Source organism: Microbulbifer sp. MI-G (genome assembly GCF_030440425.1).
Lineage (GTDB): Bacteria > Pseudomonadota > Gammaproteobacteria > Pseudomonadales > Cellvibrionaceae > Microbulbifer > Microbulbifer spongiae.
In genome coordinates, this window is record NZ_CP098023.1 from 265,702 (window position 1) to 291,787 (window position 26,086).

At 52.6% G+C, this 26,086-nt stretch carries 22 protein-coding genes, 1 pseudogene and 1 riboswitch; of the genes and pseudogenes, 15 read left to right on the top strand and 8 right to left on the bottom strand.

Annotated elements, in window-relative coordinates; all coding sequences use genetic code 11:
• The first annotated feature begins 1 nt into the window (after position 1).
• Genes narH through M8T91_RS01155 form a run of 4 tightly spaced genes read left to right on the top strand, consistent with a single transcriptional unit; the run spans position 2 to position 3,849 of the window.
• Positions 2-1,549, top strand: a complete 1,548-nt coding sequence (narH, locus tag M8T91_RS01140) for a nitrate reductase subunit beta (RefSeq protein ID WP_301415995.1) — start codon at positions 2-4, stop codon at positions 1,547-1,549.
• A gap of 16 nt (positions 1,550-1,565) precedes the next feature.
• On the top strand, positions 1,566-2,288 hold the full coding sequence (gene narJ, locus M8T91_RS01145) for a nitrate reductase molybdenum cofactor assembly chaperone (RefSeq protein WP_301415997.1): 723 nt from the start codon (positions 1,566-1,568) through the stop codon (positions 2,286-2,288).
• A 4-nt stretch (positions 2,289-2,292) separates the two neighbouring features.
• Complete coding sequence (narI, locus tag M8T91_RS01150; protein WP_301415999.1) at positions 2,293-2,982, top strand: respiratory nitrate reductase subunit gamma; 690 nt, start codon at positions 2,293-2,295, stop codon at positions 2,980-2,982.
• Between the two features lie 39 nt (positions 2,983-3,021).
• Positions 3,022-3,849, top strand: coding sequence for a peptidylprolyl isomerase (locus M8T91_RS01155; protein WP_301416002.1), 828 nt, complete (start codon positions 3,022-3,024; stop codon positions 3,847-3,849).
• A 76-nt stretch (positions 3,850-3,925) separates the two neighbouring features.
• Here M8T91_RS01155 and M8T91_RS01160 read toward each other — a convergent pair whose 3' ends face one another.
• The 5 genes from M8T91_RS01160 to M8T91_RS01180 all read right to left on the bottom strand — a co-directional run bounded on the left by M8T91_RS01160 (position 3,926) and on the right by M8T91_RS01180 (position 9,290).
• Positions 3,926-4,333 (bottom strand): hypothetical protein, encoded by a 408-nt coding sequence (locus tag M8T91_RS01160; RefSeq protein WP_301416004.1) that lies wholly within the window; start codon positions 4,331-4,333, stop codon positions 3,926-3,928.
• A gap of 684 nt (positions 4,334-5,017) precedes the next feature.
• Entirely contained in the window at positions 5,018-5,731 is a 714-nt protein-coding gene (locus M8T91_RS01165; protein ID WP_301416006.1) for a LysE family translocator, read from the bottom strand.
• The gene (locus tag M8T91_RS01170) at positions 5,718-6,131 is read right to left on the bottom strand and encodes a hypothetical protein (RefSeq protein WP_301416008.1); all 414 of its coding nucleotides are present in this window, start codon (positions 6,129-6,131) and stop codon (positions 5,718-5,720) included. Before M8T91_RS01170 ends, M8T91_RS01165 begins: the two co-directional genes overlap by 14 nt.
• A 191-nt stretch (positions 6,132-6,322) precedes the next feature.
• Positions 6,323-7,666: an NADP-specific glutamate dehydrogenase gene (gene gdhA, locus M8T91_RS01175; RefSeq protein WP_301416010.1), complete on the bottom strand. Its 1,344-nt coding sequence runs from the start codon at positions 7,664-7,666 to the stop codon at positions 6,323-6,325.
• Between the two features lie 871 nt (positions 7,667-8,537).
• A complete protein-coding gene (locus M8T91_RS01180; protein WP_301416012.1) occupies positions 8,538-9,290 on the bottom strand; it encodes an SDR family oxidoreductase in 753 nt (250 codons plus the stop codon).
• Between the two features lie 101 nt (positions 9,291-9,391).
• Here M8T91_RS01180 and M8T91_RS01185 point away from each other — a divergent pair, with 101 nt between their 5' ends.
• A complete protein-coding gene (locus M8T91_RS01185) occupies positions 9,392-10,291 on the top strand; it encodes an AraC family transcriptional regulator (protein ID WP_301416019.1) in 900 nt (299 codons plus the stop codon).
• Positions 10,292-10,429: 138 nt separating this feature from the next.
• Here M8T91_RS01185 and M8T91_RS18810 read toward each other — a convergent pair whose 3' ends face one another.
• Positions 10,430-10,570, bottom strand: coding sequence for a zinc ribbon domain-containing protein (locus tag M8T91_RS18810; RefSeq protein ID WP_367317781.1), 141 nt, complete (start codon positions 10,568-10,570; stop codon positions 10,430-10,432).
• A 151-nt stretch (positions 10,571-10,721) separates the two neighbouring features.
• On the opposite strand from M8T91_RS18810, the pseudogene M8T91_RS19000 reads away from it, so the two are divergent.
• The 5 genes and pseudogenes from M8T91_RS19000 to M8T91_RS01205 form a co-directional block, all read left to right on the top strand.
• Positions 10,722-10,847: pseudogene (locus M8T91_RS19000) on the top strand (IS5/IS1182 family transposase); the annotation flags it as partial.
• A gap of 1,333 nt (positions 10,848-12,180) precedes the next feature.
• Positions 12,181-13,212: an XdhC family protein gene (locus M8T91_RS01190; protein ID WP_301416021.1), complete on the top strand. Its 1,032-nt coding sequence runs from the start codon at positions 12,181-12,183 to the stop codon at positions 13,210-13,212.
• Complete coding sequence (locus M8T91_RS01195) at positions 13,209-13,895, top strand: nucleotidyltransferase family protein (RefSeq protein WP_301416023.1); 687 nt, start codon at positions 13,209-13,211, stop codon at positions 13,893-13,895. Before M8T91_RS01190 ends, M8T91_RS01195 begins: the two co-directional genes overlap by 4 nt.
• A gap of 272 nt (positions 13,896-14,167) precedes the next feature.
• Positions 14,168-14,626, top strand: coding sequence for a (2Fe-2S)-binding protein (locus tag M8T91_RS01200; RefSeq protein WP_301416025.1), 459 nt, complete (start codon positions 14,168-14,170; stop codon positions 14,624-14,626).
• 2 nt (positions 14,627-14,628) lie between these two features.
• Entirely contained in the window at positions 14,629-16,872 is a 2,244-nt protein-coding gene (locus tag M8T91_RS01205; RefSeq protein ID WP_301416027.1) for a xanthine dehydrogenase family protein molybdopterin-binding subunit, read from the top strand.
• Between the two features lie 450 nt (positions 16,873-17,322).
• Here M8T91_RS01205 and M8T91_RS01210 read toward each other — a convergent pair whose 3' ends face one another.
• Together M8T91_RS01210 and M8T91_RS01215 are read right to left on the bottom strand one after the other, a co-directional pair.
• The gene (locus tag M8T91_RS01210; RefSeq protein WP_301416029.1) at positions 17,323-19,095 is read right to left on the bottom strand and encodes a bifunctional protein-serine/threonine kinase/phosphatase; all 1,773 of its coding nucleotides are present in this window, start codon (positions 19,093-19,095) and stop codon (positions 17,323-17,325) included.
• Positions 19,096-19,163: 68 nt separating this feature from the next.
• Entirely contained in the window at positions 19,164-20,639 is a 1,476-nt protein-coding gene (locus M8T91_RS01215) for a NarK family nitrate/nitrite MFS transporter (protein WP_301416031.1), read from the bottom strand.
• 386 nt (positions 20,640-21,025) lie between these two features.
• Here M8T91_RS01215 and M8T91_RS01220 point away from each other — a divergent pair, with 386 nt between their 5' ends.
• The 5 genes from M8T91_RS01220 (at position 21,026) to moaB (ending at position 26,086) form a co-directional block, all read left to right on the top strand.
• Complete coding sequence (locus M8T91_RS01220; RefSeq protein ID WP_301416033.1) at positions 21,026-22,333, top strand: MFS transporter; 1,308 nt, start codon at positions 21,026-21,028, stop codon at positions 22,331-22,333.
• 137 nt (positions 22,334-22,470) lie between these two features.
• Positions 22,471-23,679 carry an alginate export family protein gene (locus M8T91_RS01225; protein WP_301416035.1) on the top strand — a complete coding sequence of 403 codons (1,209 nt, stop codon included), beginning with the start codon at positions 22,471-22,473 and terminating at the stop codon, positions 23,677-23,679.
• 140 nt (positions 23,680-23,819) lie between these two features.
• Positions 23,820-23,970, top strand: a riboswitch (molybdenum cofactor riboswitch).
• Positions 23,959-24,936, top strand: a complete 978-nt coding sequence (gene moaA / locus M8T91_RS01230) for a GTP 3',8-cyclase MoaA (protein ID WP_301416037.1) — start codon at positions 23,959-23,961, stop codon at positions 24,934-24,936. (Overlaps the previous riboswitch by 12 nt.)
• 5 nt (positions 24,937-24,941) lie before the next feature.
• Entirely contained in the window at positions 24,942-25,541 is a 600-nt protein-coding gene (mobA, locus tag M8T91_RS01235) for a molybdenum cofactor guanylyltransferase (RefSeq protein WP_301416039.1), read from the top strand.
• Positions 25,541-26,086, top strand: a complete 546-nt coding sequence (gene moaB / locus M8T91_RS01240; RefSeq protein ID WP_301416042.1) for a molybdenum cofactor biosynthesis protein B — start codon at positions 25,541-25,543, stop codon at positions 26,084-26,086. The genes mobA and moaB overlap by 1 nt, the downstream gene beginning before the upstream one ends.

A 26,086-nucleotide genomic window follows, 5' to 3' on the forward strand; every position in this document is an offset into this window, starting at 1 on the left:
CATGAAAGTGAGAGCCCAGATCGGTATGGTGCTGAACCTCGATAAATGTATCGGCTGCCATACCTGCTCGGTGACCTGTAAAAATGTCTGGACCTCCCGCGAGGGGGTCGAGTATGCCTGGTTCAATAACGTCGAGACCAAACCCGGTGTCGGCTACCCAAAGGAATGGGAGAACCAGGACAAGTGGAACGGCGGTTGGACACGCAGGAAAAATGGCAAACTGCAGCCGAAGATCGGCGGTAAACACCGGGTGCTGGCGAATATTTTTGCCAACCCGGATATGCCGGAGATCGACGATTATTACGAGCCCTTCGACTTCGACTACCAGACCCTGCACAAGGCGCCGGAGCAGAAACACCAGCCGGTGGCCCGACCTCGCTCGTTGATCAGTGGCGAGCGTATGGAGAAAATTGAATGGGGTCCCAACTGGGAAGAGATCCTCGGTACCGAATTCGACAAGCGCAAAAAGGATAAAAACTTCGAGCAGGTGCAGGCGGATATCTACGGTGAGTTTGAAAACACCTTTATGATGTACCTGCCGCGCCTGTGCGAGCACTGCCTCAACCCCGCCTGTGTGGCGGCCTGCCCCAGCGGCGCCATCTACAAGCGCGAGGAGGACGGTATTGTCCTGATCGACCAGGACAAGTGCCGCGGCTGGCGCATGTGTGTGTCCGCCTGCCCCTACAAGAAAATCTACTACAACTGGAAAACCGGTAAATCCGAGAAGTGTATCTTCTGCTACCCGCGTATCGAGGCGGGCCAGCCCACCATCTGTTCCGAAACCTGTGTGGGCCGTATTCGCTACCTGGGTGTATTGCTCTACGACGCCGACCGTATTGAGGCGGCGGCCGCGGTAGAAGACGAGAAGGCGCTCTACCAGGCCCAGTGCGATATCTTCCTCGACCCCAGCGATCCCAAGGTGCAGGAGGCCGCCCGCGCCGAGGGGATTCCCGAAGCCTGGCTCGAAGCCGCGCAGAACTCCCCGGTGTACAAGATGGCCATCGACTGGCAGATCGCCCTGCCGCTACACCCGGAGTACCGCACCCTGCCCATGGTCTGGTATGTGCCGCCATTGTCACCAATCCAGAACGCAGTGCAGGCCGGCCAGGTGGAGACGGTTACCGTGGGCCGCGGTGCCGAGATCCCGGATCTCTCCACCCTGCGTATCCCGCTGCAGTACCTCGCCAACCTGCTCACCGCCGGCGACGAGAAACCGGTGGCCCGCGCCCTGGAGCGCATGATTGTGATGCGCGCCTATATGCGCGGCATCCATGTGGACGGCGTGCAGGAGCGCGAGCTGTTGGAGGCGGCGGGCTTGACCGTAGCCCAGATAGAAGAGATGTACCGCTATATGGCCCTGGCCAACTACGAAGACCGCTTTGTGGTGCCTTCAAGTCACAAGGCCTATGCCGAAAACGCCTACGACATCAAATCCGCTTGCGGCTTCAGCTTCGGCAACGGTTGCAGCACCGGCAACGACAGCACCAATATTTTTGGTGGCAAGCGGCAGACGGTGCGCGAAGTGATCCCGGCCAAAGTGGTCGACTGAGCGGGGAGAACAGCGAATGAAAGTGTTAAATGTGATTTCTCGGCTGCTGGACTACCCGTCCGACGAACTGGTGCACAACCTGGACGCGCTGACTGGCTGGGTAGCGGAATCCCAAGACCTGGATGCGCCCCTGCGCGACAGGCTGCTGGCGTTTATCGCCCACTACGAGCGTATGGACCCGCTCGACTGGCAGAGTGAGTACGATGGCCTGTTCGAGCGCGGGCGCGCTGTGTCCCTGCATATCTTTGAGCATGTGCATGGCGAATCCCGCGATCGCGGCCAGGCCATGGTGGATCTGCTGGAACGCTACCGCAGCGCCGGTCTGGCACTGAGCGCGCGCGAGCTGCCGGACTACCTGCCCACCTACCTGGAGTTTTGTGCCACCCAGGGCGACGCGGCCTACGAGTGGGTACACGACATCACCCATGTGATTGCCCTGCTCAGCGCGCGCCTGTCCCAGCGCGAGAGTCCCTATCACCTGCTGATGGATGCCTTGCTGCAGATGGCCGGGGTGGTTGTGGATCTGGCGGCGCTCAAGGAGGAGGTGGCCGGAGAGGCGCGCGATGATACCCCTGAGGCGCTGGACAAAATCTGGGAGGAAGAGGCGGTCAGCTTTACCGGCGCCAACCAATGCGACCAGTCGATAACGCGGCCCAGCGCTGCGCAACTGCGCGACGGCCAGCCCCTCACCTGGACCGACGCCACTCAGAATCCTGCCCAGCCCGCACCACAGGAGTAACACGATGCACTATCTGAATACGCTGCTCTTCGCCATCTATCCCTTCGTCGCCCTTACGGTGTTTCTGGTGGGAAGCCTGATCCGCTACGACCGCGACCAGTACACCTGGCGCACCGGCTCCAGCCAGCTGCTGGAGCGCAGGCAGCTGCGCGTTGGCAGTTACCTGTTCCATATTGGGGTCATTGCCATCCTGCTGGGGCACTTTGTCGGCCTGCTCACCCCCAAGGCGGTGTGGCACTTCCTCGGCATCGATGCCTCCACCAAGCAGCTGATGGCCATGGGCATTGGCGGCTTCTTCGGGGTGATCTGCTTTATCGGCCTCACCATCCTGATCAAACGCCGCCTTACCAATCCGCGGGTGCGCGCCACCACATCCAAAATGGATCTCACCATCCTGCTGATGCTCTACGCCCAGTTGATCCTGGGGCTGATCAGTATCCCGGTTTCCGCCGGACATATGGACGGTGCCGAGATGCTCAAGCTGATGGCCTGGGCCCAGTCCATTGTCACCCTTGACGGCTCCGCAGCCGCAGCGGCAATCGCCGGCGTTAATATCATCTACAAGCTGCATATTTTCCTCGGCATGACCCTGTTTCTGGTGTTCCCCTTCAGCCGCCTGGTGCATGTATGGAGTGTTCCGGTGCAGTACTTCCATCGCAATTACCAGTTGGTGCGTGCCAGGGCGGTGCGCTGAGGAAACGAAGCAGGTGCGGCCCTTGCGTGGAGTTGAAACATGAATACAGTACTGGCCTCAGACGCCCTTGGGCGCGAGTTTGAACTGGCCGAGGCGGTGGCCGTCAACGGCAGTGAAATTCCTGCAGACCTGATTTACCGGGAAATGCAGTACCAGAGTGCCGATTCGCCGCGCCAGGCGATCTATCGCGCCGCCCGTGCGCTGGTGATTGGCTGGCTTTTGCGTGAGCGGGCCGCCGCACAGGGGCTGTGCGCTGCCGATGAGGACCTGCACAGCGCGGTTTTTGATCGCGCAGTGTCAGAGCTATTGCAAGGTGAGTTGCCAGTGAGCCCGGCGGGCGAAGCCGAGTGCCGCGCCTACTTTGAAGCTCACCGGCAGAAATTCCGCTCCGACCCCCTCGCCGAGGTGCGCCATATCCTGATCCCGGCAGCACCGGAAGACGCCGAGGCCTGCTGCCGGGCGCGCAAAGGAGCGGAGGACATGCTGGAGCAGATCCGCGCCGATGCCAATCCGTTGCAGGCCTTTGCCAAGCTGGCCCAATCCCGCTCCGCCTGCTCCTCTGCTGAGGCTGGTGGCAGTCTCGGCCAGGTGGGTCGCGGCGATACGGTGGCCGCTTTTGAGCGCGCAGTTTTCGCCCAGGGCACCGGTCTGGTGCCGGAACCGGTGGAAACCCCCTACGGTGTGCACCTGATTTATGTGGAGCAGTGTGAGCCCGGCCGCCCGCTGGAGTACGCGTATGTGGCGGAGCGGATTGAGGAATACCTAACGGAAAAGCGCCGCCGCCAAATGACCGGCGACTACCTGAACAGGTTGGTGGAAAATGCGCAGATCACCGGGCTGGATTTGTCTGGCCCGAGGGTTCACTGAGGTGGTGGCAGTCTACCCGCGGATGTGTGGAAAGGTTAGGGGGGGACTGCCTGATCTGGTTCTGATGCGGTCGCAATCACGCGCTCGCCGCGCGCATTGTTGTGTTATCCCTGTTTCCCAATACAACACCGAGCACAAGGAACAGCAGGTGAACGCCCAAGGTGATAAACACAAGGGTAATCAGTGTGGGAATGGGGTTACTGATCGGTGTCTCGTAGACCAGGGCTAACCCAACCACAAGGTAAAGCCAAAACCCTATAAGTACGCAGAGCACCGATATAATAGGTGAAAGACAGAGCCTTTTGGTGGCGAAATAACCAGCTGCCAGAAACAGAAACCCGAAGCCAAGAATCTGTTGAACAATGGTTATCAGGACAAAACCAAGATCCAGGCTAAGATGCTCCTGAAGCCACAAAAAGAATGCCTTGGGTATGGCGATAGCGGCAAGGTAGCCTGTAACAATCACACCGACGGCTGAAACCAAAATGCCAATACCAATGGCTAAAAGCAGTTTACTGTACCTACCCATGGATCTTCCCTCTTACGTAGAATGGGCAAAGCTGTGATGGGAAGTATGTTTTGCGCCCGATAAACCGGACAGATACTTTTTAATTAGCCATTCCTTCGTTTTCTGCACATGACCCGTATCCATCCCGAGTGTAACTGCTTGGTACTGTAACGGTTATTATTGTATCTTCTCTGAGCATAACGCAATTTCCTAATATTTTGAAATATTTTTCCAGGAATCCGCTCCGCTATCATAGGAAGAAAGGGGTCATATAAGGAATGCTGGAGCAGTGAATTTCTCAGATAGTGCTCATAAATATCCTAATACCACTGGCAATGGATACTGTCGCAGATCCGGCTTTCTGTACCCTCTTAAGGTCACTTTCTCTCGGCGGAAAAACCGGCTCAATAGCCGATTCAAGTGATTGGGTGTTTGGTAATACAGTAAACGCATGGTGGCTTATTTATACTCTCAAGCGATAAATTCCCTTAATTGGTGTCTGCTCAAAATAGTGATGGGTTGAATCTGATACTGCTGATTATGACCTTGATCCAAAACTTTGGTTGTACAATTGTTACAGAAAGTTACCTCTGGGTTTGAGACAGTTCTCATCAAGGAAAATTTGGAATCAAACTTGCTGCCTGGCAGCATAGCCGTCCGCTATGCTCGCTCACTAAACGCCAACTTAAGCCCTAATGCAGCGAAACAACCAGAAAATACTTTCTGTATGACAAGACTAAATTTTTCTGAGCGAGCTACGGATTCACTAAAGACACTTGCCATAAAGCCATAAAGCCATAAAGCCATAAAGCCATAAAGCCATAAAGCCATAAAGCCATAAAGCCATAAAGCCATAAAGCCATAAAGCCATAAAGCCATAAAGCCATAAATTATAAAAATACCAAATGTCATGACCATAAATACAAAGCCAAGTAAAAGCAGGTTAGCTAGAGGCTGGGCAGAACTTGACGATACAAATTGTGGAAAGAATGCGAGAAAGAAAATAGATAGCTTAGGGTTGAGAATATTGACAAGGAAACCTTTGATTGCTACTGCGGTCAAGCTTGATTTGAATTTTCCCTTATCTATAGAAAGAGTTGAGGAAGAGCGCCACATAACAAAAGCTAGGTAAAGTAAATAGACGGCACCAGCGTATTTAACAAATTGAAAGGCCAGAGCGCTGGTATGGAAAATTGCAGCCAAGCCGATCACGCTGGCAAGGAGAGACGGGATAATACCAAGAGTGCAGCCAAAGGCAGCAGACATACTGGCACGCTTCCCTATAAATAAGCCAGTAGCAACGGTGTATAATACGCCGGTTCCAGGAATAAGAACAATGACTAGAGAGGTAAGTAAGAATTCAACTGATATCATAAAATACTCCTATTTTCTTAAAGCGTGTGGAGCCAGGTTCATTTCCCAGCAGCCAAGCACAGCCACTTGTTATGTCTTTTTCGTCTTTTCTAAAGGCTAAGTCGTCTTCTCTTTGATGACAAGGATGTTTATGGATTTTGTAAATAGAATTTGTCTTTTTTCGAATTTCTTCGCACTTGTCAATCCGTACGCGATGGCATATTGGCTTGATTTCTTGAGTGTTACAAAAAATTGTTTCGTCTTCGGCTTGTGTAGTTTCAATTCTTTTTGGCCACTTCGCCCGACTCTCTTCGGAAGAAATGCTTCTCCAAGCAACTTCCGAAAACGAATGGGCCAGTGTTGGATTGAGATTGTGAGGCTCACCATTTATAAAGTTTTTTGCTTCGCAGTTATTTTCCATACCAGCAAAACTGCAAGCCATTAAGAATTGCGAAAAAATTAACGTAAAGGATTTTGATAAATATCTCTTTTATAAAAGAGAGATGGTTTGTCTGACGATATAAGAATAAAAAACAGGTGGATGATGGCCTCTAAAGTTCCAACTTTTTTTGTGAAAAAAATTATAGTACTTCCCAATGTATGTATTTGATATTATATTACGCCATATGCCAGCATGGCATCAGCAACTTTTTTGAAGCCAGCGATATTCGCTCCTTTTACATAATTCATGTACCCATCGCTGTCTCCAAATTCAACACACTGTCGGTGAATATTTTTCATGATATTCTGTAACCGTTTTTCTAGCTCATCTACAGTCCAAGATAAGCGAAGGCTATTTTGTGACATTTCAAGACCCGAGATAGCGACGCCACCTGCGTTTGCCGCTTTTCCGGGTCCGAACAGTAGTTTTTGTTGCTGCAAGTATTGAATAGCTTCTATAGTGGTAGGCATATTGGCACCTTCAGATAGCGCTTTACAACCATTACTTACCAGAACCTTAGCGTCGGACAGATTAATCTCATTTTGCGTGGCACAAGGAAATGCTAAATCACAAGGTATCGACCACGGGCGCTTTCCCTTATAAAACTCACAACTGAACTTTTTCGCATATTCTATGATACGTTCACGGCGTACCATTTTGAGCTGTTTTAGAAAGGCAAGTTTCTCTTCATCAATGCCATCCGGGTCGTGTATAAAACCAGAGGAATCAGACAACGTAACAACTTTTCCACCTAGTTGATTTAGTTTTTCGGCACAATACAATGCAACATTTCCAGATCCAGATACCACACAGGTTTTCCCTTCAACGCTTTTATCTTGATGCTTAAGCATCTCTTCCATAAAGTAAGCGTTGCCATAACCCGTGGCTTCAGTTCGTATCAGGCTACCACCGAACTCCAATGCTTTTCCGGTCAGCACACCGGTAAATTCTCGCTTTAACCGTTTATATTGACCAAACATATAGCTAATCTCACGCGCACCCACACCAATATCTCCGGCTGGCACATCCGTATTGGCACCTATATGATGAGAAAGCTCGGTCATAAAGACCTGGCAAAATCGCATGACCTCAGCATCAGACTTCCCTTTGACATTAAAATCAGAACCGCCTTTTCCCGCACCCATAGGTAGCGTGGTTAGGCTGTTTTTGAATGTCTGCTCAAATCCTAGAAATTTCAAGATGCTTAAGTTTACCGAGGGATGAAATCTCAACCCACCCTTATACGGACCGATCGCATTATTAAATTGGACACGACAGCCTCTATTAATGCGATAATTCCCTTGGTCGTCTTCCCAAACCACCCTAAATATGATGGTTCTATCCGGCTCTGTCATGCGCTGTAAAATACCAGCTTGTTGATACTTTGGATTTTCTTTAATAAAAGGAATAACAGATTTAGCCACTTCGTAAACCGCTTGATGAAACTCGCGTTCACCGGGATTACGTTTTCTTAGCCCTTCCATAAAATGATCAAGCGATAAATCCGAATACATGAGTTATGTCCTAATTGGTGGCATAAAGCTAATAATTTATTTACACATGTTTGTTTGAGAACGATACGGACGCGATTAGCTAGCCAGAGCAAAAGCTAATGCGGCCCCGCAATCAAATCCACGACCGTTTATTCGTCATTTTCTTCAATGTTTCATTATTTCTAACGAAATGGTGGTGCAACGCGGCAAATACATAGAGCAATATCAACATCCATACGAGCTACTCACCCGAACGGGCTTTATAAATAAAGTCTAAAGGTCTCTTGAAGTTCTTAAATGACAAATTAAGACTTTCTTTCACTATCGAAGAAAATAGCTTTGTATGTTCAAATTTTGGAATTTCAAAAAAAGAGAAAACCACGGTATTAACTCCCGTTCCCAAATAACCGGTAACTGGCATCACAATCATTATTGCCTAGAGTGAATAATGTGCTTTATGGGCCGCTATGTGTCCAATCTTTGATCCTGGCTCTGATCTTGGATTGCGATTAATGAATTTCCAAATACTTCTAAGAACAACGGTACAGCAATATAAGTGAATCTGCAGGGCGTTCCAGCTTTCCGGAGTTCTTTCTTCACTAAACCAGTGCCTGTAGTAAACGCTAATATAAGCAGTCAGGAATAGAAGCGCTATTAGCCAATGGAACTATTTTTTGCAACAGAGCCGTATGCTGCATCTGTGTTTTTTAACATCAAATGGTGTCTCCGATTTTTTAAAAAATCACTAACCGTCACACTACATATCGATAAACCATTGATATCGAGCATACAATTTATGACTGACTTCCTGACTTCCTGACTTCCTGACTTCCTGACTTCCTGACTTCCTGACTTCCTGACTTCAAGTGGTCTTACATTGACTGAATAGAAACTATTGACTTAGTGCAACTGCATCTGGCCCAGCAGGTAGACATACTGGACAGTTCGAGTCTGTTACAGCTTGCCAAATGGCATTAACAACATCTTCCGGCTTTGTCAGTTCTTGCACTAACATTTCACGCTGGAACTCAGACTGAACCTTTTCCATGAGCGCTTTGTATTCATCAGCAGGCTCGCCAGATTTTGATATCTTGTCTCCTGCATTCTTACCAAAGCTTGTTGATGGAGATAAGCCAGGGATAATAAGAACTGTTCGAATACCCAATGGCGCCAGCTCAAGTGCTAAGCATTCAGTATATGCTGTGACTGCAGCCTTACTCGCCGTATAGGTAGACATAAAAGTCAGGGGCTTTAAGGTTGTACTTGAAGACAGATTTATGATCGTGCCAGCTTTTCTTCCACGCATTTGCGGTACAACTGCTCGGACCATATTGAATGTACCAAACGTATTAGTATCAAAGAGCTTATGAACAATTTCATCCGATGTATTTTCAAACGGAGACATATACCCGATCCCCGCATTGTTTATAAGCACATCAATAGGCCCTGCTTCTCGCACTGCACGGTCGATGCTATTTTGATCAGTAACATCCAGTTCCAAGATACTCAAACGGTCTGAAGTGGGGAATAGTGAATTATCCGGCTTACGCATAGTTGCGATAACATGCCACCCCTTCTCAAAGAAAAAACGGGCTGTTTCGAGCCCGAAGCCGGAAGAACAACCAGTAATCATCACAGAGTTCATATTGGTTTTACCTATTGACTTACAAATTCTCATAATAGGATAGGCAAAGCCTATAGGATTTTCTATAATAATAAGTACATATATCTTTATCGAGAGTCCAGGTGAAAGACCCGCTTTCCGATATCATTTCACTGTTGCGCCCGGTAATTCTTGACGCAAAGTATGCCGAAGCATCAGGAGTTTTTCGTGTATATCGTGATGATGTGAAAGGGCTATTTTATTGCATGCTTTTAGAGGGGCATGCACTTTTAGAAGTCGACGGGATGGAGCCAGTAGAGCTTCGATCCGGAGACTTTGCCCTGGTTCCCGATGTGGTTCCATATATGTTTTCCAGCATGGACCCACCAGCTCCACCCGACTTTAGAAGTTTTCCAACTCTACACGAGGATGGTGTATGGCGTACTGGCACTTCAGGAGGTCCTGTTAACCTAAGGCAGCTTATGGGGTATTGTCGGTTTAATAGTCCCAATTCCCACATGCTACTATCTCTTGTCCCTGAGCTGTTTGTTGTTCGCGGGGAAAAGCGGCTTGAAACTTTAGCGGAATTAGTTCGGGAAGAAGTACACGCAGAACGACCTGCCCGTAATTCAGTCATTGATCATCTTTTGCAGCTAGTGCTAATTGAAGCATTTAGATCTAACGCCGAAGTAAATCGTAGTGATGGCTTATTTAAAGGTCTAGCGGATCCTCATATTCGTAAAGCACTGCATGCTTTGCATGCCAAACCAGAACATGTTTGGTCTGTTAAGGAGATGGCATATGAGGCAGGGATGTCACGTTCAGCCTTTTTTACTCAGTTCAGGAACCTTTTAGGTGTTACGCCGATGAAATATCTACTTCAGTGGCGGATGGCATTGGCAAAACACCTTCTTAATAGTGAGAAATTAAACATAGAAGAAATTGCACATCAGCTGGGATATGGCTCATCTAGTGCATTCAGCACGGCCTTTACACGTTTTGTTGGCCATGCACCTTCTCAATATAAAGATATCCATAAATGAACTACCACCACTAAGCGATGTTTAGAAGTGCTTTCACAGGTATCCCCGTATAAACCGGCTTCTGACCCAAACCGATTGCATAGATAATATTGTTAAACTACCCACTGCATCAGCATCGCTTTTTGTATCGCATTTATCTCAGGCAAATACCTTGACACTTTTCAGTCGATTCGCTTTGCTTGTATGCCCACAGCTTGGGCATCGCTGTGAAGACTTGAGCTTTTGAATGGGGGTTACGACAAACTCGCCACCAGTTTCTTTCACTTTGTAGCGAATCATGGCCAGCAATGCAGCTGGCGCTGTGTCTAATCTCACAAGCAAATACAGGCGCAGCGGAAAGCGGCGCCGTCTAGCAGGCTATTGAAAAAAGCCCATGTATTTACAGGATTTGATATATTGCGCGGGTCGATACCTTACTATGAGATAGTGTATGCGCGGCGCAAATATTACGCAGGAAGCTTTGTTTACCACCGTTCACCTGGAACACTTTGTCCCGAAATCCCATCCGCTGAGAAAGATTCGACAGGAATTTAATCTGACATTGCAACGTATCGACTGATTGCTCGATAACGCTTATGCGCTGACCGGTTGAATCCGTCTCAATTATTTTTTGGAAGGACTACCGTGGCACTCACACCCGGTGAACGGGCGGTCTCAGATACTGAATAACCTTGATCCATGACCAAGCGGGCAGCATCCAGTTTGAGCTGCAGGAAGAGGGAATGACGTTGGTCGCATATTGAACACCGCTGTCTCAGGTGACGACTTGACTATCTCAATTGGGGTCCGGATTTAATGGATCGCTACAATAAATTATTAATCGTCCTCAGAAAAAATCATCTATAAGTCTTAAGGATGTCAGGTATTTAAGGGCTGATCTGTTTATTTTGACCGCTTGTTCAGTCACATTCAAGCGAAGTAAAAGTCGTGGATATCTTTAATGGCAGGCGGGTTAATAGGATCATCAAGTTGAAACTTGTGAGCTTACTCGCTGTTGCAGCCCTGAGCAGTTTCATAAGCTTTACCACGGCAAGCATCGAAGAAAATAATACAACTGCACCGGAGGCTACGGCCGCTGAAGCAGAGCTTTCATTTAGGGATATTCGTATCTCGACACAACCTTTATTGATACAGCATCGGCGAACAGAAAAGATGCGAGTGTGGTGGGCGAATTAGACATTGATGGTGGTAATAAAGTTATGACAATTAAGATGGCCCAGGAGATTGCCATCAGCTTTTGTGCAGTAAGGTGCATATGAATCGGCAAAAGGTCTCACACTAAGATGCCCTTTCTGAATCGCAGCAATATCATTCAGTGTGTGCGGAAAATAAAGAGTTTGCACGGATCTGAGCGTATCAAAAATTCCTCTGTTAGAGGATGTATAGAGACCTGTATTATCAATTCGAGGCTGTCCAGACAGTATCACCCAAATTGAATTCCCTCTAACAACCCAGGGTGATTTAAAGCAACAGTAGCATGTGGCGTTAGCGAAGCGAGAACAAAGAAGGGGGTGGGCAAACTAAACTGCAAGAAATCACAGGTTGGTGAAGATGCCAGAATAGTGATATCAAGCCAAAGTGTGGATGCAGCGATTGAAGCGGTTTTTCAGCCAAGATATCGAAATCTGTAAAAGTTAGGACGAAAAAGCCATGGGAATTGACGGTATTGAAGACCCGCCAGCGCATGTGCCACCCAAAATACGGCTGCTTGATGAACCTTTCCTATCTACACTGTGACCCCGGTTGGAACTCTATTGGTGGTTCAATAAACGCTAAAGCTGATGAAAATTTGCACAGCCAGCGTGTATGGGCACTACAAAACAGCTTTCAATTTGCTAGTTACTTGATTAACGTGGCAGGTTATATTCAGGTACTTTGAATACAGCGTTATGTCGCATCATATTGAAGATCTTTTAAGTGAATGGCAGGCAGCACCTTATGATGATTGGGTGCTCGCTGTGATCACCAGAGTTCAGGGCTCAGCCTATCGTAAGGCAGGGGCCATGATGTTGTTTCACCCGTTAGGGAAGAGCATTGGTCTAGTCAGTGGTGGTTGCTTAGAGGCCGATTTAAAACGGCACGCCCAACGTGCAATCCAATATGATACTGCGATTCAGGTCATTTACGATGCAGGTGATGAGACTGATGTCAGTTATCAACTGGGGTGTGGGGGTATTGTTGAGTTAATGCTGTTTCCCCTTACCCGCGAGAACCATTATCTTGAGTTGCCTCTTCTTGCAGAGTATTTGAATGCGGGAAAACCGGTTTTCTATGAACTTGTGTTGCCTACACAAGATACGGGTTCCAGCGAACTGGTCGCCAAGGTGGTTAGCACGGCAAAAAAGCATTATCCAAAGGGTGGCTTTACTGAAGCGACTCTTGTGACACGAGCCCCAAAAAAGGGTGAGTCGGAGCATAGGCTGGTTATACCTTGCCGCACCCGCTTTCACCTCGCGATTTTTGGTGGTGGTTTGGATGCTCAGCCGGTGACAAAAATGGCCCAGCAACTAGGTTGGCGAGTCACAGTGATTGATGAACGAACCAGTTATGCCCGTCAATATGATTTCCCTGATGCACAGATTATAAAACAAAAGAGTACACAACTGACTGACACTGTGCTGAGTCGATTTGATGCGGCAATAGTGATGCAACATAACCTGGATTTGGATGCAAAGGCTTTACAGGTATTAAGCCTGACGACTATCGATTTTGTGGCGTTGCTCGGTCCTCCACACCGGCGAGATAAAGTGCTCGGCAAAGCAGGGGTCACGATACAGGATTTTCATGGTGTCTTTTCGGCGCCGGCAGGCTTGGCGCTGGGCGGTGAGTTACCTGAATCCATCGCTTTGAGTATCCTGGCGCAATGTCACGGCGTGCTGCATCAAGCTGAATTAACCAGCCTGGATCGGGTCATGACGTGAAAAAATTCAGCTTGGAACGAACAAAGCAGCCAGCGAAGCGGTTATTGATAGCGCTGCTGGCTGCTGGTGCAAGCCGGAGGTTTGATGGCATAAAGCTACAAGCTGCCATTGGCGTGATCAATCGCAATGGTCTAGTGAAAAGTCAACCATTGCTGTTACAAACGCTCGATAAACTCGACCAGTTAACTACAAAGCAATCAACGGGCTCGACGATAGAACTGGTAGTGATTTTAGGTGAGCACCGAGAAGTTTTAGCCAAATTACTGCCACCAGATGTAAACCAGCGGATGAATCCTTACTGGAAAAGCGGCATTGCAAGCTCAATCAAAACGGCGGTTGTGGAAGCGGAAGTCATCCAGGCCGATGGGTTACTAATCGCTTTAGCCGATCACATTGGTGTAACGGTAGGTGACTATCAGCAGTTGATCGCCGCGTGGCAATCGAGCGGGCAAACCTGCTGTGCTCAATACCAAAACAGTTTTGGGACACCAGCAATATTTAATGCCTCAGATTTTGGATATCTGGCAAGACTTGATGGCGACATTGGTGCAAAAAGCCTATTAAAAAAGCGGTCTGCGCACAACGCATTGACCGTTATCAATATTGAAGGCATCACCATGGATATTGATAGTAAGGCTGACCTTGAAAAATGGCAGCAATTGATTGCAGAGAACCTAGCCTAGTTTTTTGTAAGTGTTCCCGGCAACAAGGCAGGTCATCAACGATTGCGTCATCAGCTACTACAGCCGGATATGACTGCATCAAGATGATGATGCTGTATCACCGAACGCAACAGAAGAACAATACAGAGATACGCAAAAGAGGCGGTCTAAAATGCTTGACCACCATGCCAATGTGTGGCAAAGAGTCAAGTAAGATATAACCATAAAAGCACTTACGTTATCGATCCAGGGCTTTGGTTGGTGCAATAAGCAAGAATACCAAGGAGCGAGCCATGTCAGATGAGCAGTTAACACTAACCATTAACGGCAAAACTTTTACATTAGATGTCGACCCCCAGATGCCAATCTTATGGGCCATCAGAGATCTGCTCGGGTTGACGGGCACTAAATATGGTTGCGGCGCAGGACTATGTGGGGCTTGCACAGTCCACTTGGATGGAAAACCTGCACGAGCCTGTTTAACCACTGTTTCTCACGCACAGGGCAAGCAGGTAACCACAATTGAAGGGCTTGAATTTGCTGAATTAAAACAGGCGTGGAGTGATAACAATGTTCCACAGTGTGGGTATTGTCAGTCTGGTCAGCTCATGTCTGCAGCGGCATTGCTCGCTGCTAATCCATCACCAAGTGATGAAGATATCGACTCTGCCATGTTCGGTAATATTTGCCGATGTGGCACTTATACACGAATTCGGACCGCCATCCATGATACGGCCAAGAAGAGAACATAATAATGCGTACCTTTACCGCTGTGCAGAATTTCAGTCGCCGGGATGTGCTCAAACTCTTTGGAGCAACAGGTGGGGGTTTGGTGTTAGGTGCAAGTGGATTGAGTTGGAGTCCTATGGCACTGGCACAAAACAAAGAATTGAGATTAAACCTGTTTATCGCTATTGGTGAAGACAATAAAGTCTACCTTACTTGTCATCGTTCAGAGATGGGGCAGGGTATTAGAACAGGGATTCCGCAAATACTCGCCGATGAGCTTGAAGCTGACTGGCAACAGGTGGTCGTGGTTCAAGGTTTAGCCGATAAGCGCTATGGCAGCCAGAACACCGACGGATCGCGCAGTATACGCAAACATTACGACAGGATGCGTCAAATGGGGGCGATGGCGCGAACCATGTTGGAACAAGCTGCAGCCGATGCTTGGCAAGTGCCTGTTGGGGAAGTGAAAGCTGAGAATCATCAGGTTGTGCATGCAAAAACAGATCGCAGTTTCAGTTTTGGTGAGCTGGCAATCGCTGCTTCCAAATTGCCCATGCCGGAAGTGGATACCATCAGGCTGAAAGAAAGCAAGGAGTTTAAACATATCGGTAAATCTCACAGGATTGTCGATATGGAAAAGATGCTCTCTGGCGAAGCTAACTATGGTTACGATATCCAGTTGGACGGTATGCTGTATGCCAGTATAACCCGGCCTCCCGTTCTGGGTAGTGATGTAGAAAAGCTGAACGATAGCGCGGCGCGCAAGGTTGCAGGGGTTGTGGATATCATTCAGTTACCGGCACCCAAAGGTGCGCCTAAATTTCAGGTTTTGGGTGGTGTAGCGGTTATTGCAACTAATACCTGGAGTGCCCTGCAGGGGCGTAAAGCACTTGAAATAACTTGGTCTGCGAGCGCTAACGATAGCCACGACACAACAGGTTACCTGAACACACTGGTTCAGCGGGTCAAACAGCCTGGCAAATTGGCGCGCCAGCAAGGGAGCGAAAACACCGATTGGCCAGAAAATTCTTCTCTAAAGGCTATCTATACGGTGCCGTATTTGGCCCATGCCCCGATGGAGCCTCCCGTTGCGGCAGCTTCAGTCAGTACTGATGGCTGTGAGATTTGGGCATCGACACAGACCCCGCAAAGCACACAGCAAAATGTTGCAGCAAACCTGGGGCTTGAAGAGGCGTTGGTAAAGGTTAACGTCACGCTTTTAGGTGGTGGCTTTGGACGAAAATCCAAACCGGACTTTAGTGTAGAGGCCGCACTATTGTCTCAGAAGTTAAAGCGGCCGGTTAAAGTCTGTTGGAGTCGCGAGGATGATATTCAAAACGGCTACCTGCATGCGATCAGTGCTCAATTTTACCAGGCAAAACTTGATGATGAAAAAATGCCAGGGGCTATACTGCAGCGCACTGCCTTTCCATCCATTAGTTCTACTTTTGCGGAAGGCGTAGAGTATCCCTCTGCCGGAGAACTCGATCTGGGTTTTGTCGATATTCCGTTTACAGTGCCGAGCTATCGTTGTGAAGCGGTGAAAGCACAGGCGCATACTCGTATCGGTTGGCTGCGCTCCGTATCTAATATTCAACACGCTTTTGGGATTGGCAGCTTCGTTGACGAATTGGCACAAAATGCCGGAAAACCCTGTCCAAAAATGTGGAAAGAAATGCTGGGTCAACCCAGGCAAGTGGATTTTGCCGGTCAACAGTTCAAATATGGTAACTACGGAGAAGAGCTGTCACGTCATCCGGTAGATATTGGTCGCTATCACCAGGTGATTGATATGGTTGAACAGGGCATGAGTAAGGAAGCACCTGCCAAACCAGGGCAGGGCTGGGGCTTTGCCGTTCATCGCAGCTTTACCAGCTACGTGGCCGTTGCAATTTTGGTGGAAGTGGAAAATACCACTCTCAGGGTATTGCAAGCAATCGCTGCCATTGATGCCGGGCTTGTGGTGAATCCCGACAGGGTGGTGTCGCAGACGGAAGGCGCGGTGATTTTTGGCTTAAGCTTGGCGATGATGGGAGAAATCACCTTTCAGGAGGGGCAGATCAAGCAGTCAAACTTTCATGATTACCCTTTACTGCGTATGGGGCAATGTCCTGACATTGCGGTCACAGTGGTGAGATCGGATGCAGCGCCTGCGGGCGTCGGTGAGCCTGCTGTACCGCCTGTGGCCCCTGCATTGACCAATGCGATATTTGCTGCAACAGGAACCCGAATTCGCGATCTACCCGTTAATAAAACCTTAAAGCTTTAAACTGGCAGTTCAATATCGCTTTTATTAAATCTCAGAGTTTAGTTTGTGGGTAACTTGGGCATTCTATAAAAAGTGTAACCAGGATGTGGCTTACCTGAGCGATATATCGTCGAAGCGTAGTCAGCACTGTGCAGATAAACGAAGGCAGAGCCTGGAAAATCAAACTGTCACGTTGGTAAAACTGGTTTGGTGAGCTTTGCCGGTCAATCGTGGTGGAAATTCGCCAACCTTTCACGCACAACCGCGCCTGGGTATCGACGCAATTGCGCAGGACCTAAGGTGCTTCCAGTGCTGATGGCTTGCCGTCATGGCAGTATGCCGTGTCGGTACGCTGAGAGGCGCATGTTAATGGGTCTGTGGTCACTACTGTTGCGGGGGTATACAGGCCGTGTCACGGGGCATAGCGGGTGTGGGCTGGAGGATAACGGGCGGCACAGACTCCGATAAAGCCTAGGTGCCGGAGGAGAAGAGCGCCACTACCGCCAGCAGGGTGATCACCCAGATACCGCACAGGATTTTCCAGAACAGGGAAGCGTCGCCCTTATCTGTGGGGTCTTCGCGCAGATAGTCCGGATTGGGGTTGCCCAGGTCCCGTATCAACGCCTCCAGGGTGGGGTAGCGCTGTTCCAGGTCGATACTGCAGCCGCGCTCCAGTGCGCGGTCAAACCAGAGGGGGACTACCGGATTGAACTGGGTGGCGGAACGGTAGCGCAGGCGCTCGTAATCCGCATTGGAGCGACACGCCTCGATCTCCTCCCCATAGGGGAGTTCCCCGGTAAACATCTCGTAGGCAATGGTGGCCAGGGCGTAGATATCGCCGCGAATGCCGCTGTTGTGGCCGAGAATATAGTGGGGGTCCGAATAGCTGGCGGTACCCAGTGCCGCCGGGTGCTCCAGCGGGCGGAAGATCTCGGCGCTGCCGGCGATATACACCGAGCCGAAGTCGATAATTTTTACCTGGCCGCTGCGATCCACCATGATATTCGCCGGTTTCAGGTCCTGGTGAATGGTCTCCTGGTCGTGAAACGCCTGCAGCCCCGCCGCGACCTGTTTGAGAATACGGAAGGCTTCCGCCGGCTTGGGAAAGCGGTTGCGGGCAATCCAGGTCTCCAGGGTGATGCCGTCCACGTATTCCATCAGGTAGTAGAGTGCGCTGCGCGGGCGCTCCTGCCGATGCAGGCGTACCACATGCTCGCTGTGGATGCGCAGGCCGATCCACTCCTCCTGCACAAAGCGGTCGATATAGTGGATATCGTCCTCGTAATTCACCGAGGGGGTTTTCATCACCAGGGTTTCGCCGGAGGCCGTATCGCACACCAGATACAGTTGGCTGCGCTGGGAGGAGAACAGCTCCCGCTCCACCCGGTATCCGTCCAGCACCATGCCCGGCTCCAGCTCCGGTGGAAATGGCAGCCGCGTGAGTTGGCGGCTGTAATCGTCCAGGGTGGCCTGGGGCAGTGCCTGCACCCGCACCACCAGCGCCGACAGATTATCATCGCTGCCGTTTTCCTCGGCGAGGCGCACCAGGGCTTCCGCTTTTTCCTGTTCACTTGAATGGGTCTGCGCGAGCAGTTCGCGCAGAACCTCTCCGTCAATAAAATCGTGCACGCCGTCGCTGGTGATCAGCAGCGTGTCGTTGTCAGCCAGGTCCACCTGCCCGTAGTCCACCTGCAGGCCGGTATCCATGCCGAGTGCGCGGGACAGCATCTGCTGGCGGTGCGCCAGGGTAATGTTATGGTCGCGGGTCAGGCACTTGAGGGTATTGCTGCGCAGGTGATAGATGCGGCTGTCGCCGATATGGAAATAGTGGGCGGTGCGGGATTTGAACACCAGGGCCGAGAAAGTGCACAGGAAGCCCTTCTCCTGCTGGGGGTAGTCGTGGCTTTTGCGGTACAGCTTGCTGTTGATGGAGGCGAGGATCTTTTGCCCGGCATGGGCCACCGACCAGGTGTCCGGCACCTTGTAGTAGTCCCGCACAAACTGCCCGGTGGCGGTGTGGCTGGCCAGGGCCCCGGCCTCGGCGGAACTGACCCCGTCCGCCAGTGCCGCCACCGCACCAAGGTACTGTTGCAGGTGCGGGCTTTGCGGCCAGTGGAACAGGGCCGAGTCTTCATTCTGCGGCTTGATACCGGCGCGACTGCACAGGCCGTGGCGCAGCTGCAGCAGCGCTTGCGGCGCGGCAGCCGGGGACTGTGCGGAAATGGTCGGGCCGGTTTCGGTCATTGTCGATTCCCCTCCGGTGGCGGTACCTGGTGCACAGAGTAAGCGGAGCACTCCGCCGCCTCGGGGTATTACTCTACGCTAATCAGCTGCACCGTGCCGTCTGGCAGCACTTCTGCAATCTTGCCCTTGGGCTCATCCAGAAATACGCAGGCAAAGAAGATCACAGCGGCGGCCCCGGCGATCACCAGGAAAAACTGGCTGTAGCTTACATAGGACAGGGCGGTGAGAAAGGTCACCGCGCCCACATTCCCATAGGCCCCGGCCATGCCGGCAATCTGCCCGGTCATGCGGCGCTTCACCAGAGGTACGATGGCAAACACCGCCCCCTCGCCGGCCTGTACAAAGAAGGAGCAGCACATGGTGGCGATCACCGCGGCGGGAATCCACCAGCTGCCGTCAATCTGGCTCAGTACAAAGTAACCCACCGCAAGGCCGCCAATCAGGAACATCAGGCTGCGGCGGCGCCCCAGCTTGTCGGAGAAGTAGCCGCCGGTGGGGCGCGCCACCAGGTTCATAAAGGCAAAGCCGGAAGCGAGCAGGCCGGCCTTCACCGGGCTCAGCCCTTCAAAGGTTTCCAGGAAGAACAGTGGCAGCATGGAGACCACTGCCAGTTCCGAGCCGAAGGTGACGAAGTAGGCCAGGTCCAAAATGGCCACCTGCTTGAAATTGTATTTCTCCAGCTCCGGCACCCCCTTGTGCAGATGCTCTTTGTTCACATTCCAGATCATGCGGGTCTGTAAAGCGAACAGGGCTACCAGCAGTGCCCACATGCTGTAGGTGGCCTCCTGGCTGAGCAGGGCCACCCCGCTGGGAGAGAGCTTGTAGGCCAGTGCCGCCAGCGCCAGGTACATGGGCACATTCATCAGCAGGTAGAAGTAGAAGTCCCGCTTGCTGGTCACTTCCAGGCCACCACTTTTCTTCGGCTTGAAATAGGTGGAACCCTTGGGGGTATTGCGGGCGATGCGGTAGTAGAGGATGCCGTAGAGCCCGGCGATCACCCCGGTGAGGCCGAGGGCGTAGCGCCAGCCATCCTCGCCACCGAACAGCAGGGCGAGGGTGGGCAGGGTCATGGCACCGGCGGCGGAACCGAAATTCCCCCAGCCGCCGTAGATACCCTCCGCCAGGCCCACCTGCCTGGCCGGGAACCACTCGCCCACCATGCGGATGCCGATCACGAAGCCCGCTCCGACAAAGCCGAGCAAAAAGCGGAACAGGGCCAGGGACTGGTAACTGTCTGCAGTGGCGAAGCCCAGGCAGATTGCGGATGAGGTGATCAGCAGGCCGCTGTACACCAGGCGCGGACCCAGCTTGTCCACCAGCATACCGATCACAATACGCGCGGGGATGGTGAGTGCCACATTGAGAATTAACAGGGCTTTCACCTGCTGGCTGGTGAGATCGAAGGCTTCCTTGATAAAGACCATCAGCGGAGCGTGGGAAAACCACACCACGAAAGTCAGGAAGAACGCAAACCAGGTAACGTGCAGCGTCTTTATTTTGGGATCGCCCCAATGAAACACATTGAGGCCGCTGGATTGACTCATGACTATTTTCTCCGTCTTCGCAGTAATCTAGCGGTGGATAGGGTCATGACCGATGGTATTTGAGCAGCGCTGCAAAAAAAGTGCGCAAAGGGGGTAGGCTGGGGCCCCTTGCGCGGCTCTTCAGGGCGGGTTAATCCCTTTGGGGTAGCGGGGAGGGTGGCCGCACAGCGGTTTCACTGCGCGATCTACCCAGCAGGTGGTAGTTGCACCAACAGGTTTCCGCACGAGGGGTTTTTTTGGGAGTAATTGCTGGCGAAACCGTTTTTGTGCATCTTGTTATCCAATAGCCTATCGGGCGGAGTGGCCCTCGCCGGCACTTGCATTACTGAGCCTGTACGATCCACCCGGTCTTTCGTTGAACATCTGTAAAACACTGGGAGCCTGCCGTGCAATATACCCAGCAACTTGCCGGGCGCGCATTGGTCTTTGCCTCGGCCATGTTCGCCGCCAACTTTTCCGTGTGGACACTCTACGCGGTGCTCGGGGTGGAGGTTCGCGGGCAGCTGGACCTGTCCGCCACCGAGTACGGTGTCCTGCTGGCGGCGCCCATCCTGAGCGGTGCGCTGCTGCGCTTTCCCGCAGGTCTGCTGGTGGAGTATTTCTCGGCGAAAAACCTCATTTTGCTGCAGATGCTGTTGCTGTTGCCGGTGTTGTTTCTGCTGCCATCTATCACAAGCTACAGTGCCCACCTGCTGGCGGGCCTGTGGCTGGGTATTTCCGGCGTGTCCTTCGTGCTGGGTATCCGCTACATCAGCCCCTGGTTTGAAAGGCGGCAGCAGGGAACCGCCCTGGGCATTTTTGGTGCGGGCAATGCCGGCGCGGCCATTACCCTGGCACTGGCGCCGGCGATCCAGAACTGGTTTGGGCGCGAGTGGATAGGGCCCGCGTATGGCTTCGGCATACTGCTGATACTGTTTCTGTTTTGGTTCTTTGCCCCGGAGGAAACCCGCTATATGCGCAGTCGCCGCAAGGATACGCTTGTCGACCATCTCAAACCGCTACTGGAGATACGCGTATGGCGGTACGGACTTTACTACTATTTTGTCTTCGGCAGTTTTCTCGCCCTTTTGCTTTGGCTGCCGAATTATTACCTGGCGGTGTACAAGGTGAGTACACCGGTGGCCATGGCGTTGACGTTGCTGTTTGTGGCGCTGTCCAGTTCGCTGCGTGCCCTGGGGGGGTGGTTTGCAGACCGCTATGGTGCGCGCACGGTCAGCTGGAGTGTCTTCTGGACCTGCCTGGTGTGTCTTTTTTTCCTCAGTTATCCCCCCACCAGTATGACCATTCACGGCGTGGCCCGGGATGTGCAGCTGAATATTGAGGTGGGTATCGAGCTGTTCACCCTGTTGCTACTGGTGATCGGTATCGCCCAAGGTTTCGGGCGCGCCTCTGTGTATAAGGCCCTGCACGATAACTACCCCGCGCATATGGGCAGTGTGGGGGGCACCGTGGCCACCATTGGTGCACTGGGCGGGTTCACCCTGCCGGTACTGTTTGGTATTGCCCAGGACTTAGTGGGTATTCACAGCGCCGCCTTTATGCTGCTCTATGGGGTGCTCGCGGTATGTATGCTGGTGATGTATCTGGCCATTCAGCGTGAAAGTTACCAGCAGCGTCTGGCATTTGCCCGGGAAAACAATTTTCTTTTCGATCAGGCGGGGGATGCGGCAGTGCTCCCCGATAGGCAGGGCTGATTACCAATTTGGTATCAGGCTTGCATAGAGGGAAAGAGGTAGGCACATTGCCTGGATGAGAAATACCTGGATTTCAACGGCAGTGAAAAAGTTGTAGTTTTGTTTCTGCCAATTCGTTGTTGCAAAGGAAAAGCGTCATGACCACGCACAGATTATCCAGAATTATCGGAGCTTTACTGCTTGGGGCCTGCAGCACAACCGCATTGCAGGCTGCGGCGCAGGATGGTGAAAATGCCACATTAACCGATGCGCTGAAATCCGGTGAGGTCGGGCTGAATCTGCGCTATCGCGTGGAGTCTGTCGATCAGGAAAATTTAGGCCGGGATGCCACGGCATCCACCCTGAGAACCCGTTTGAACTGGAGAAGCGGCAGCTATCGCGGTTTTGACGCTTTTCTCGAAATGGATGATGTCACCGATATCGGGAATGATAATTTCAACTCCACGGTCAATGGCAAAGGCCAGTACCCGGTGATTGCCGATCCAAGCGGTACCGAAGTCAATCAGGCTTACCTGCGCTACCGGGGAGACAACTCGGTGGTTACCGCCGGGCGTCAGCGCATCAATTTGGATAATCAACGCTTTGTCGGCGGTGTCGCCTGGCGCCAGAATGAGCAGACCTACGATGGGGTGCGCTACCAGTATGGCAGTGCCGACAGTCTGCAACTGGACTACAGCTACATTTACAAAGTCAATCGTATTTTTGGCGAGGACAGCGTCAATGGGGACTTTGAGGGGGATATCCAACTGTTCCACGCCGCCTACCCGGTGGCCGATGGCCACAGCCTGACCGGTTTTCTCTACAACCTGGACTTGGAAGATGCGGTGAATAATTCCAGCCGCACTTACGGCCTGGATTACAAGGGGACATTTGGCCCGGTGAAGGCGAAGTTGAGTTACGCGCGCCAGACCGATATCGGTGACAGCCCTCTCGACTACAGCGCCAATTATTACCTGGTGGAGCTGGCCACGGCGCTGGGCCCGGTTGACACCAAACTCGGCTACGAGGTGCTGGGTTCCGATAACGGTGTCGGATTCAAAACGCCACTGGCCACCCTGCATAAATTTCAGGGCTTTACCGACCAGTTTCTGGCAACACCGGGCGAGGGGATCGAGGACCTGTATATCGGCGGTGCCACAAAAATTGGCGAGGGCAAGTTGAGTGTGAACTTCCACAATTTTAAAGCCCACGATGCCTCGCTGGATTACGGCAACGAGTGGAATATCACCTACAGCCGCAAAATCACCAAGGAGGTCTCTGCGCTGATCAAGTACGCCACCTATGATGCCGATGAATACAGGGTGGATACCGACAAGGTCTGGTTGATGCTGACCGCCAATTTCTAGCGTGTGCAACAACCCGGGCCGGGCGTACCCGGCCCTGCGCCCCGCAGGCACCGGCCTTTCCCTCCCCGGTGTCGCGGCGGCAAGGGCGAAAGGGGTACCACCTTTGCCCCATGCATAAATTGACCACCTTGATACACTGACACCAGTTTAAACACCGAGTCCCGCCGCCTAACCAGCGCAGAGCTTTGATACCGCTGCAGGGTGTCGGGACCGTGGCCGTAACGGCCACCAGGGTCGGGCGGGAAACTGCACGGCCTCCCTTATTTGGAAAGGCGTTTAATGTTACAAGACCGCTTTGGCCGCAGGTTTTACTACCTGCGCCTGTCCGTCACGGACATCTGCAATTACCGCTGCAACTACTGCCTGCCCGAGGGCATCGGCTGCGGTCGTTCCCTCATGGGTGAAAACCCCCTGTCGGTGCCGGAAGTGGCCACCCTGGTGCGCGCTTTTGCCTCCCTGGGCACAGAGAAGGTGCGCCTCACCGGTGGCGAGCCCTCCCTGCGCAAGGACCTGGTGCCGCTGCTGGAAGCGGTGCGGGCCAGTGAGCGCATTCGCCGCCTCGCCATCACCACCAATGGCTACCGCCTGCCCAGCCAGATCGATGCCTGGCACCGCGCCGGCCTGGACCAGATCAATATCAGTATCGACAGTCTGGACCCGGCCCAATTCCGCCATATCACCGGCCACAACCGCCTCGGGACCACCCTGCAGGGCCTGGAACGCGCCCTTACACTGGGTATGACTACCAAGGTCAATGCGGTGCTGCTGCGCCAGTACAACCTGGCCGAGCTGGATAACTTCCTCGCCTGGATTCGCGAGACTCCGGTGACCCTGCGTTTTATCGAACTGATGCGCACCGGTGACAACCGCGCATTTTTCGCCAGCAACCATGTAGCCGGCAGCGATATTGAAACCCTCCTGCTGCGCGAAGGCTGGGAGCAGGTGATCCGCAGCCGCGATGCCGGCCCGGCGCGGGAGTACTTTCACGCGGATTACGCCGGGCGTATTGGCCTGATTACCCCCTACGGCAAAGACTTCTGTGCCAGCTGTAACCGCCTGCGGGTATCGGCCCAGGGCAAGCTGCACCTGTGCCTGTTCGCCGATCAGGGCTTCGAGATGCGCGAGACGATCGCCGCCGGCGACAGTGAGGCCCTGGCCGCGCACATCCGCGTACTGATCGGCGGCAAGGCCGCCGGCCACCAACTGCACGAGGGCTTCACCGGCGCCACCCGCAACCTGGCGATGCTGGGGGGCTAGGGGAAATGGCCAGGGCTGTTGTTGGTCAAGCGACAATCGGCGTGGTGCTGGCCGGCGGCCGCTCCCGCCGCATGGGCCGCGACAAGGCCCTGCTGGCACACCCCGAGTGCGGCAGTTTCCTGGAGCACGCCGAGGCGTTGTTGCGTACACTGCCACTGGCGCAAGTAGTGACCAGCGGCGCGCGCCCCGGAGGTATCGAAGACCTGGTGCCAGAGCGCGGCCCCTTGGGCGGCCTCTATTCTGTGGCGCTGGCCACCGGTGCCGATGCCGCTTTGGTGATCCCGGTGGATATGCCACTGCTGAGGCGGGCGCATCTCGCAGAATTGTTGCTGGAGGGACAGCGCAGGGGCTGCCCCTGTTATTTTGAAAACTGCTTTTTTCCCCTGTGGCTGCCGCTCAACCAGCCGTGTCTGGACTATTTGTGCCGTGCAGTGGCGGGGAGTGCGCACAACTCTGTAGGTGCACTGCTACGCCACCTGGGCGCCAAATCCATTTCCCTGACAAATGACGGCAAGTGGCATCGCAATATCAATACGCCGGCGGATTATCTTGGCCTGGGAATGCCGGATAAAATTTCTGAAAACCGTTTTTTGAGAGACCACTGATGACATCCGCACATGCCAGTAAAGCATTTGTACCGCTCAATATCGCGGTGCTCACCGTATCCGATACACGCACTGCGCAGACCGATACCTCCGGCCAGTATCTGGAGCAAGCCCTGACTTCCGCCGGCCACCGGCTCGCCGACAAGCGCATTACCCCGGACGATATTTACCAGATGCGCGCGGTGGTTTCCGCCTGGATTGCGCACCCCGAAGTACAGGTGGTGCTGGTGACCGGCGGCACCGGCTTTACCGAGCGCGATTCCACCCCGGAGGCCCTGAGCCCGCTGTTCGATAAAACCGTCGATGGCTTCGGCGAGCTGTTCCGTCATATCTCCCTGGAGGAGATCGGCAGCTCCACCGTGCAGTCCCGCGCACTCGCCGGGCTTGCCAACCGCACACTGGTGTGCTGTATGCCCGGCTCCACCGGCGCCTGCCGCACGGCCTGGGAGGGGATACTGCTGGAGCAGCTGGATGCCCGCCATAAGCCCTGCAATTTTATTCCTCACGTGCGCTTTGCCAGCGCGCCCTGCGAGAGTCGGGGGTAA